Here is a 10,267-nt window from a genome sequence, read left to right on the forward strand (position 1 = left end):
CGAGTCCTATTATTACTGGTACATCACTGCCTGTATCTTCATTTCCCTAATGGTTTATGTAGCGATGAAGGATACAAAAGACAATTCCAGCCTCAATCAGGATAGCGATCATAAATACAACTGATGTGGGTACTTGTCTTCAAAGGCCTTGAATCCTGGCTGAGGCACGCTGATTTTAACACTTTCTTTTCTAAATATACCGCCAAATGCGCTCAGGTCAAACACGATCATGATCCAGGCAAACAACTGAAGTCCCATTACCGCGCCGATAAACACGTGCATCAGCACGATCCCCACCAGCATAACCATCCGTATTTTGCCCCATTTGACCCAGATCAGTAAAGGAAATAGGTTTTCTGCACAAAGTGTTCCCCAGGTCAGTGCGGCACATACCGCCGGATTACTGGCCACTGATTTTATCATTGGTGTAAACCAGGTATAAAACTGCGGTTGATTAATGGCACTCCATATCGCGGTTCCGTTCATCCATTCCTGGCCGCCCAGCTTTGAATAGCCTGCCACAAAATATACAATGCACAAATGAACCTGCAATATCCTTACATAAAAGCGATAAGTTTCCGGCAGGATTTCCTCTTCTTCTTGTTTACTGAGATAGCGGTCGATCGAAAACACTTTCTGTACAGGGAAGATCAGGGTATAGAACAACAGGGAAAACAAAAAGCCGTCAAAACCAAATGTCAGTAGGTTATAACCGTTAAAGACAATCATGTGTATGAAAAGACATATCCCTGCATTTATCTTGGTTTTAAAACCAATGAGCAGCATCATTGCAGAAATCCCAAACAGTACATACAGCATCTTCAGGAAAAGGTGTTCATTCTGGATACCCAGGAAAACAATCACGTCCGGCAACGAAACCGAATAGGTAACTTTCAGCGGTTCAGATAAAAAAGCCTGAATAATTCCCTTCTGACTGTACAACAGATCGGTGTAGCTGAATTCCACAGCTATTTTTGAGAGTATGGTAATGGCCACTCCGACACGCAGAACGGCAAACTCTAAATATTTGTTTAATGCTAAAGTTTTCATTTTTTTCCTAATTAAGCATATACGTACCATTGTATATTTCCCGGAAGCGGCTTTCCTTTTTGAGTGTTCTGTATTCCGCCATACTTTGAGGAACATACTCGCCTACCGATATGAACGCGGGTCCCGCACCGGGATACTTGGCAAACAGATAAGAGGCGACTATTCTTGACATGAGCTCGTATGCTTTCTGGTTTCTGAAAGTGTGGATCACAGCTGAAAAACGACAGTCAAAAAGGTTATCTCCGGTTCCGAAAGCGTCTTGTTTCAGCACATTTCCTTTTGTCATGGTGTAAGTCTTTATCACTGTCTGATTGCCTACATTGGGAGAAAAGAAACTATAGCCAAAACCACCGCCTGTCCAGGAAGAATACCTGAGCAAGACACCTTCGAGTGTTTTATTGCTGATCCTGATCAGCCCGGAGCCCAGTACAACGACCAGCAGGTGCCAGATCAGAAAACCCTTTATCAGTTTGGTTTTTACCTGGTTTTTTATATTAAAGCTCATGGTTCCTTTTTTATGGGTTAAAAAAATGCGGACGGAAATTTCCCGCCCGCACCATAGGCAGATGATTAAATTTAAAGTCCTCCGCCGCGAAGCGCGCTAGCTTTTACCGACTTAAACGATTGTTTGGTCAGGCTGCTGTTGAGCTTAGAGATGATGGAGTTTTGGAGGTCTTTACCAGTGGTAATGACTTTCACAGCAAGGATCACGTCAGAAGCTGCAATGCCTCCAGATCCAACGGCTACAGAAGAACCGCCAACCTTGCCTACCGATGACAATGGTGCTGCACCATAGTTAACAGTAAGGCGATAAGTTGCAGGATCAGCTCCTTTCAGAGACGCTACAATTTTGTCTACTTCAGCCTGTGAGCTGGTGTTGATGATCAGGCCTTTTGCAGTGTCCTGCGCTTTTGAAGCAGTGGTACCAAACAGTAAAAACAGAGCGGCACACATAGGGATAAATAGATTTTTCATTTTCTTGTTTTTTAGGGTAAATGATTTAAAGTTTATTAGCGGTCTAGACTTATTACATTAGTCGTGACATTCCCGGAGAGGGAAACAACATTTATAAACTTTTTTACTTTTTTCTTTTAACCAGAAAAAACAAGGCTGAAATGAATACCAGCAAAGAAATTAAAATCCAAAAATAGAGGTTTGCAGTATTGGGCTGGTCTATGGCGTCTGTATTGCCAATGAGGATGGCGGCCGCCCAGAAGTATGGCATTTGGTGAAGTTTGTCCCCGTCCGTAAGGAGCTCGAGCTTCGCTTTGTTCAGGGCCTCGTCTTTTGGCATGCCCTGCTGCAGGTATTTGTAAAATGACTCCGTGAGCTGATAAGTGACCTTATCGTCTACCTGCCAAAGATTGGTCAGGCTTGCGGGCACCCCGGCTGTCATGAATGCACGCGACATGCTGAACACGCCTTCCCCGCTCGCATAGCGGCCTACGCCGGTATTGCAGGCAGACAGCACCACCAAATCAGTGTTTGGAAACGCCAGCTGCTGTACCTCTGATAAATAAACTGCGGAATCAGCCAGGTAAAGACGCGGCTCCATATTGGCGCTGTCTGCGTTTGCATGTGCATAGATCTGCAGCAGCTGATATTTTGTCAGGTTATTTAAAAACCCAGACCTGGAAGCTTCCGCTCCGGTAAGCAGTTTTGAAGCTTTAAACCCCGCGGCGATCGTCATCAGTGATCTGTCGGAGCCCGGCAGGGACGACAAACCGGAGCCCGGTTTATAATTGACAGGTGCTACACCAAGAAACGTATTTGTATTGCTGCTGCTGCTGTTGCTTTTTTTCATCAGCACCCGCATGGAATGGACATAGCTGAAAATATATTGTTTAGCCAGAAAACTGCTTTTTGAACCTGGATCTGAAAGCAGCGCGTCAAAAGGGATAAAGTGATCATCCGGAGAAATGACGACCCGTCCGGGATTAATGTCCAAAGGCCTGAACAACCTGTTGTACACTTCATGGGCAAGGGAACAATACCGGTCATAATTTTGATTGAGCAGGGACTGGTCAGCACTTAGCGCAAGCAGTGCGCTCACATCTTTGCTGTAATCCGGATATTTTACCTTCAGCAGCTTTTGCCCCGAGGGGGAAAGTAAGAGCGCATAAATTACAGTGTCTCCCGTAAAATACTCAACCAGCGATTGTTTATCCGCTTCGAGTTTTTTACGGATAGCTTTGTAAGGATATACAGAGCGGTCATATTTATACTGATAATAAGCCGGATATCTCTGTTCCAGGTTCCCGATAAAGCTTTCCCATTTGTCCTGCGCATCACGCCATTCCGTTTTCAGCCGCGCGTACTGACCTGCATTTTGGATCGAGGCCATTAATTTCTGGCTCAGGACATAGCTTTTTACCCGCAGCAGTTTTTCTCTGTTCCGGTCTTTTTCCGCAATGTGTTTTTCGGCCGCAGCGCCGCTCAGCTGGTCATTGAGCAATACAGCCCTGCTTTTCTCAAAGAAATAGTAGGCCTTTTCCACATCCTTCAGATAAAAGCAAACAGCGATGCAGCGTTCATACATTTCTTTGGTCTTCTGCCGCCAGACCAGCTTGGACTGCTCTCCGTATTGCTTCCAGCGCATCACATCTACGGCATGGTCGGCCACTTCAAAAGTTGCCAGCGCCAGTTTCAGATCTTCCTGATCTCCAGACTGCTTATAGCGCTCAAGCAGGGCACTGCCCTTGTTCGCTATGATGGTGGTCACGAAATAATCGTTAGAAACCAGGTTTAGCATATTTACGCTCAGATTTGCCTTCAAAGAAGAATCTGTAAAACTCAAAGGCAGTATATTCAGCGCTTTCTGGTAGTAGCTGAGTGCTCGGCTGTATTTCTTTTCCTGTCCGTAAACTACTCCTATATTGGAGTACAGGGCGGCCAGCTGGTACAGGTCGTTTGTTTTCCGGGCAAGTTTTACGCCTTCATTATAACAATATACTGCCATTTTGCCTTGTGCCAGGTCATCTGCATACACGCTGCCCAGGTCAAGGAGATCCCGGGCACATTGCTCCAGGTTACCGTTGGCCCTGTTCAGCTCGTTAGCCTTTCTGTAATAACTTAGCGAAGCTTTCGCATCGCCTTTTTTACCCAGCAGATCGGCATACACCGAATAACTCGTGGCAAGATGGGCTGCATCAGACCCTGTCTTTTCCAATAAAGCGATCGCTTCTTTCACATTCGCTTCCCCTTCCTGAAAGCGTGCGAGTTCTACGGCAGCTTGTGCCCTTTGGGCAAGTAAGGGTGCCCTGGCATTTTCATCCCCGGCTTCCCGTGCAAATGATAAACCCTCATCGGCCACTTCTACGCTCTTTTGATAGTCACCAGTCTGGTAATAAGCATAGGCATTTTGTTCAAAAGCCATAAATACGATAAAATACTTGGCTGGAAATTTACTGCCTGCGGCGATGCATCTGTCAAAATAGTAATGTGATTCTCTGAGCAGGTTCAGCCGCTTGTAGAATATGCCCAGGTTAAAAAAGCTGTTTGCCAAAAAAGAGGGGTCTGCCGCTGCATTGCCTGAGGAATTTACAGCAGCTGCTTCTTTGGTATAAAAGATCGCCCGCTCCTGGTCGTCCGTTTTGCTGTAGCTGTCGCCCAGCCGGTGCGCCAGCTGGGCATAGGCACTATTCCTGGGCCTGCCGCATTTCAAAAAGCCGGTCTGCAGTGTTTTCAGCAGCTGGACTTTTTTTACAGAAGAAATGTCGGTATCGCTGTGTTTCTCGTTTACCTTCTCTGTCAGTTCCGCATCTGAAATACACTGGGCATGAGCAGCCTCTCCCGGCATAAAAGTTGCCAGTACAAAGACGGTCAAACACAAAAACAAACGCCGCATCAGGGTATATCTATTTTACACAGGAACCATTTTTTATGTGTTTTTTTGCAAGTACAATTTTGTTCGCCAGTACATTTCCAGTGCCGTCATCATTAGGCTGCGCCTGAAGGGCCGACAGGAAATCAGCTTTTTTAATATTGGGCACATAGAGGCTTTTTTTACAGTAAGCACCTATAATGCCACTGGCAATAGCGGCAGCGAATGAAGACCCGCTGATGAATTGAGGTTCAGTGCCCGTGTCAAAAGGCAGCTTAAATTTCATCCCGGTACGCGATACCTGGTCGGCCAGCACGCCCATATCAATAAATTTTCTGGAATAGTTTTGAGTCGGAGTCACCGTATTCCCATCCGTAGTGGTCACGGCGATCACACTGTTGGTGCCTGTACTCAGATGTGCCGGATAAAAATTGTGAATGGCAATGTCACGCAACTGGTCGTCTGTCAGGATCACACCATGTTCCATCTGGTAGATCTGCCTGGCGATGGCATCATCGGCATCGATCATGTTGCCCGCAGCGGTCACAAAAAGAATTCCTTTTTTTCGCAGGACACCGGTAATCAGTGTTTTTAAATAAGGGACCGGCATTTCGTAATAATAATAAAAACCCCAGCTGGCATTGATGATCTGCGCGCCTTTGGCAATCGCAAAATTAATGGCACAAATGGTTCCGAAAAGGTCGCCCACTCCATCTTTGTCGTGCGTTTTTAGCGGCATGATCTTTACCCCGTTTTCTTTAACATCCTTAAACTGATTGATGATGTACTGGCTGACGATGCTGCCATGCTTATTGGGATTGTCGTCATGGTAGACCCCATTGTTCCCAACAAAATTCCAGCCTTCATGTACATGCTGATAACATTCCGCAGCAACCGTTTTATCGTTTTCCTTCCATAGGTATTGCGGATCTACGAGGTTGGTGTCCACACCAGTGTCCAGAACGGCGATTACGATCTCCTGTTTTTTCCTTTGCGGGATATTTCCCTTGTTTGGTTTTGCCTCAAATCTCTTTTGCGGGTCTGCCGGAAGGGAGTTAAAAAAATTGAGCGCATAAGATTCACCAACGGTAGTGGAGGGAGGCCCCGAACCTGCTTTAAGCGAATCGCCGCTGATCAGGTTGTGGATTCCTTTGGCCGACCAGAGCTGTACCGGTATATCGCAATTTCCGCAGGAGCTGATCCTGATGGTATCTGTCTTAAAACCTTGCTTTTTAAGAGACTCCTTGATCACCTGAATGTTCTTTTCTGTGGGCTTCTTCTTAAAGAAAACGAGGATCTGGTCTTTACGATACGATCGGCTGAGTAAACGCTCGGTCTTTTCATTGCGCTTACTGATCCAAACCGGACCATAATTCCGGTCGGGCTGCTGTTGTTTACTGTTCATACGAATAGGAATTTTTATAATTTTTCTAACCAAATTTTAGCTTCTCTGCTCCCCGACAGATCCCGGTCTACCACCTGCTTCAGGCATTTTTTTGCCATTACCCTGTCTCCGTCCTGCCCCCTTTTCATCAGCACCACCGCCTTGTAAAACAGTCCCGGGTTGATGTAGAGGTTCATTTTCGCCAGCACATCAAACTGTATGATCGCATTGCTGTAATCACCGGTCACCAGGTACGTGATGCCGAGATTTTTGACTGCTTCGGGCCTTGCGGCCGAATCAGCGCTCAGCGTCTGAAAGACCTGCAATGCCTTTTTATATTGCTTTGCATTAAAAGCAGCAATGCCTTGCTGCATGTCCTCTTTGTCTGCTGCCACACCGCCCATTGTCGTACTCAGCGTGCTAAAGCTTGCCGCCGCATATTCCTGCGCCAGGTCTTCCGGTTCAGGGCTTCTGAAAAAGATGAGCCATGTAGCGATCAGACCGATGCAGGCAGCAGCTGCATACCATGCGAAATTCTTAAACAGGTAGTAGGGCCTGCTCCCCTCCGCATTCTTCTCCTGCTCACTGCCCTTTGTTTCTTCATAAAGACCTGCAAATTCAGTTCTTTTTTGTCCGGCCAGCGCTTGCTTCAGCGAATCCCTCATCACGATATAAGCCGCGACTTCTTTGGCAAATTCAGGATCAGACACACACCTTTCTTCAAACAATGCACGTTCTTCCAGCTTCAGGGAACCTTCAAAATAGGAGGCGATATAGGACATCAGGTCATTCATTTCACAATATCATTAGTACCCATCATTTTTCTTAGCTTATCCAGACAGCGCAGCCTGCTTGTTTTGACCACCTCTGCCGAATTGTATTCCATAAAACCTGCGATCTCCTTATCACTGTACCCATCTTCAAAAAAAAGCAGCACCTGCTTGCATTTTTCTCCAAGTTCCTGTAGTTTCTGCATCATATACCTCCACTCATCCTTTGCGATGATCTGCTGAATTGCATTTCTCGCCTTATCGGGAAGCTCAAACACCAAGCTGTCCAGAGCCGTACCATGATCAGCTTTCCTCTTATTAGTCGTGTCTTTTCTCAAAAGGTCAACACATTTGTTGGAAAAAATTTGATAGGCATAAGATTTCAAGGCTGAACGCCCTTCAAACCGGTTTGCAACGATGTGATCAATGATGCTGATTATGGTGTCAGAGTACGCACTGGCGGCGTCTTCAGCTGTGATGTTATATTTTTTGACGCCGTGACTGATCAGGTAAAAATATCCCTGATACAAATCTCTTTCAAAAATTCGTCTTTGTGATCCACCTCCCTTCAGCCCCTCAATAATTTCAGTATCTGAATGTAAAGCCATTATGTAAACTAATGTACTAGCTAAGTTACAATAATAGTTATTATATTTTCATAACCACTCCGCGAACTTCGCTATACTCCTCTTATGCCTCATCCTTCTATACACCCCATCACCCTCCCTGCTTCCAGCCACGTTTGTATTGCCCTCAATTCCGATTACAAAATCCCCCTGCACCCGCTCCAAAATCCCGCAATGCCCTATCCGTCTCAGCTCAGGAAAATATATTCCGTAAACTAATCCTGACCTAACCAAGTGACGAAGAACCACTTTCGTTGAAATACATACCTAAAATTAGAATAAGGAAGAATAATATTATAAAATATCATTTTGTCATAACGCCTTATATGTACCATTTAGTTCAGTAGCTAACCACGGTAGAAATTGCAAAGTCAGTCAGGTAAGGAGCAAAATAATTGTAAAGCTTCCACTGGTTATCATAAGTCAGTACCCAGCCATTGGACTGATCGCCTTTTACATCCAAATTCTGTACCTCAATAATCTCACTGCAAAGGTCATTACCCGGCGCCCCAGTTTTAGAATCAACATCATAGATCCTTAATAAAAACTTCGTTTTTATCAGTAAATGGCGCTTTACAATAGATGGCTATATTATTTTAACATTTTCTATAAGAAGCTTAAAAAATAATTAACTGACTTGATGGTGTGGTTATCTAACAGACATCGCATAAAAAAGCCCAGCATGATAATGCCAGGCAGAATTGAATATTTTGGTAGTATTATTTTTTAGCTGATAATTCTTTCCTGACTTTTTTAACAAAAGAGATAGTAACTTCTGCCGCTGAAGCAGCCTGTTCATCAGAACAATTGAATTGAGTAAGTAGATTTGCTACGAAATCATGATTTTTTTTATCGAGCTCCTGCTGGGCTTTAGCACGCTCTTCAGCCCGTCCTTCTTGCTTCGCAGTTTTAATAGCATAATCCATTACATTTTCATTATCCCATTTGTGCTTTAAACTATCATTGTACATATTTCTTTCCTCTTTGTTTAAATTGGCATATTTCGCCAGATCAAATAATGGATCAAATTCCGAGCCATTTAGGTATGGAGGGCGCTCCTTAAATTCGGTTAAGTGCTTTAACGCGTATAACCATCTGTCAAGATCGGTCTCCAGTTCTACCGGACTCTTTACAAAGCTAAGCATCTCTACGAATATAAGCCCCATTTTGTCGTAGAATATTTTGCCTGTATACCTGTTTGTCAGGCATATATCATGTACGTAGGCTGAAGGAAGACTGTTGGGCAATCTAAAATTTTCTAAAAAGGATATTACATACACCTCCTTAAGTTTATAGTTCCACTTTTTGCCTTTGACCTTTAGTGCCTGCTCACTAATTGCCTTGGAAGCATAGTAAAGTGCTCGGTCAATGAAGAATTCCTGAGAAGCCCGCTGAACTTCGATAATGAATTTGCTCCCATCAGCATCTGTGCAGGTCACGTCAAATACGACACCTCGTTCTTTAGCATTTTCTCCCGGATGCTCATTTTTGCCGTACTCAATGGCAGTGATATATTTTCTTCCTTTAAATATTTGATTTAACAAACCAATTAAAATGGGTTTACTTTCTTCAGAAGCGAATAGACGTTTGAAACTCCAATCTACAAATGGGTCTATAAAGGTCGTTGGCTTTGGTCGATTTGGCATATAAATAACAGTTATTTGTCGCCAAATATATACGGCCTATTTTAGTTTACAAAGCATTTATTAATCATTGTGATTTTTATTAAATCAAATATTTATATTGTAATTCATTTTTAATTAATATATATTCAATAATTTGAAATTTTATCCAGAATATTGAGGTTAGCTCTACCTCTTGTCTCGATCCTTCCCTGTTGTGGTTTGTCCTGGATACATTAGATTAAGTGGGGAAGAATTTAATGAAACATGGAGTATATTACTCGACATTGAAAGTAACTATGCCCGGCTATGAGCTTTGGTACATGCTTGTGGCTGCCGATATACACCGGGTTTTTATATTTTTACGCATCAGACCTTACTGCTTTCTATATTTTTCCAGGGACCGGTAATGGCAAGGGTCAGCCCGGGTGACTGGATATTTATAAAAAGCGTATTTCCCGAAGGAGAAAATACAGGCCCTGCAAATTCTGAACTCCGGTAACCAATATTCTTCGCGATGACATAGGTTTTTCCCTGTGGAGTAATCCCTACGATCCTCGGGTCTTTTTTATCCTCGCAAATGATCACATCACCCCATGGCGCAATGGTCAGGTTATCACAATTCTGGAAAGTTTCAATATCATTGGGTTCCAGGAACAACTCGAGCTTAGCTGGTGCATCTTTTTCGCCGGGCTGCCCTTCAAACTTGCTTGGTGTGTATTTAAAAATCTGTCCCTTCCGGTTTTTACCGCCATCGGTACAGGCAAAAAACAGTTCGTTCTTGCCATACCAAATCCCTTCACCTCTTGAAAACCGTGCAGCACCTAATTTAAAGCCCCGCAATCTCAAGTCGCTGTCAGGCGCTTCAACGTCGTCCAGATCTATCCACTTGACCTCAAAGGATTTCTTTTCGGGGAAACGCTCAGTAGTCAGCGTTTCATAATTGCGCGTATCTGCACTTTCCCATGCGCTGATGGCCAGGCACTGCAGCT

General features: G+C 44.2%; 9 protein-coding genes. All 9 read right to left on the reverse strand.

The genetic code is table 11. The features are described from left to right. Positions 1–108 precede the first annotated feature (108 nt). Positions 109–1,050 (reverse strand): HTTM domain-containing protein, encoded by a 942-nt coding sequence (locus tag VK541_RS11460; protein WP_324370150.1) that lies wholly within the window; start codon positions 1,048–1,050, stop codon positions 109–111. Positions 1,051–1,057: 7 nt separating this feature from the next. Then, positions 1,058–1,555 carry a hypothetical protein gene (locus VK541_RS11465; RefSeq protein WP_324370152.1) on the reverse strand — a complete coding sequence of 166 codons (498 nt, stop codon included), beginning with the start codon at positions 1,553–1,555 and terminating at the stop codon, positions 1,058–1,060. A gap of 71 nt (positions 1,556–1,626) precedes the next feature. Further along, entirely contained in the window at positions 1,627–2,025 is a 399-nt protein-coding gene (locus tag VK541_RS11470; protein WP_324370154.1) for a hypothetical protein, read from the reverse strand. Positions 2,026–2,128: 103 nt separating this feature from the next. Beyond that, positions 2,129–4,897: a CHAT domain-containing protein gene (locus VK541_RS11475; RefSeq protein WP_324370156.1), complete on the reverse strand. Its 2,769-nt coding sequence runs from the start codon at positions 4,895–4,897 to the stop codon at positions 2,129–2,131. 10 nt (positions 4,898–4,907) lie between these two features. Continuing rightward, on the reverse strand, positions 4,908–6,278 hold the full coding sequence (locus VK541_RS11480) for a S8 family serine peptidase (RefSeq protein WP_324370158.1): 1,371 nt from the start codon (positions 6,276–6,278) through the stop codon (positions 4,908–4,910). A 14-nt stretch (positions 6,279–6,292) separates the two neighbouring features. Continuing rightward, positions 6,293–7,051, reverse strand: a complete 759-nt coding sequence (locus VK541_RS11485) for a hypothetical protein (protein WP_324370160.1) — start codon at positions 7,049–7,051, stop codon at positions 6,293–6,295. Further along, the gene (locus VK541_RS11490) at positions 7,048–7,635 is read right to left on the reverse strand and encodes a sigma-70 family RNA polymerase sigma factor (protein ID WP_324370162.1); all 588 of its coding nucleotides are present in this window, start codon (positions 7,633–7,635) and stop codon (positions 7,048–7,050) included. The genes VK541_RS11485 and VK541_RS11490 overlap by 4 nt, the downstream gene beginning before the upstream one ends. 737 nt (positions 7,636–8,372) lie before the next feature. Next, positions 8,373–9,299 (reverse strand): Rpn family recombination-promoting nuclease/putative transposase, encoded by a 927-nt coding sequence (locus VK541_RS11495; RefSeq protein ID WP_324370164.1) that lies wholly within the window; start codon positions 9,297–9,299, stop codon positions 8,373–8,375. A gap of 345 nt (positions 9,300–9,644) precedes the next feature. Next, a partial coding sequence (locus VK541_RS11500; protein ID WP_324370166.1) for an alkaline phosphatase PhoX occupies positions 9,645–10,267 on the reverse strand: 623 nt, incomplete at its 5' end.

Source organism: Pedobacter sp. (assembly GCF_035317785.1).
In the GTDB taxonomy this organism is placed as follows: Bacteria; Bacteroidota; Bacteroidia; order Sphingobacteriales; family Sphingobacteriaceae; genus Pedobacter.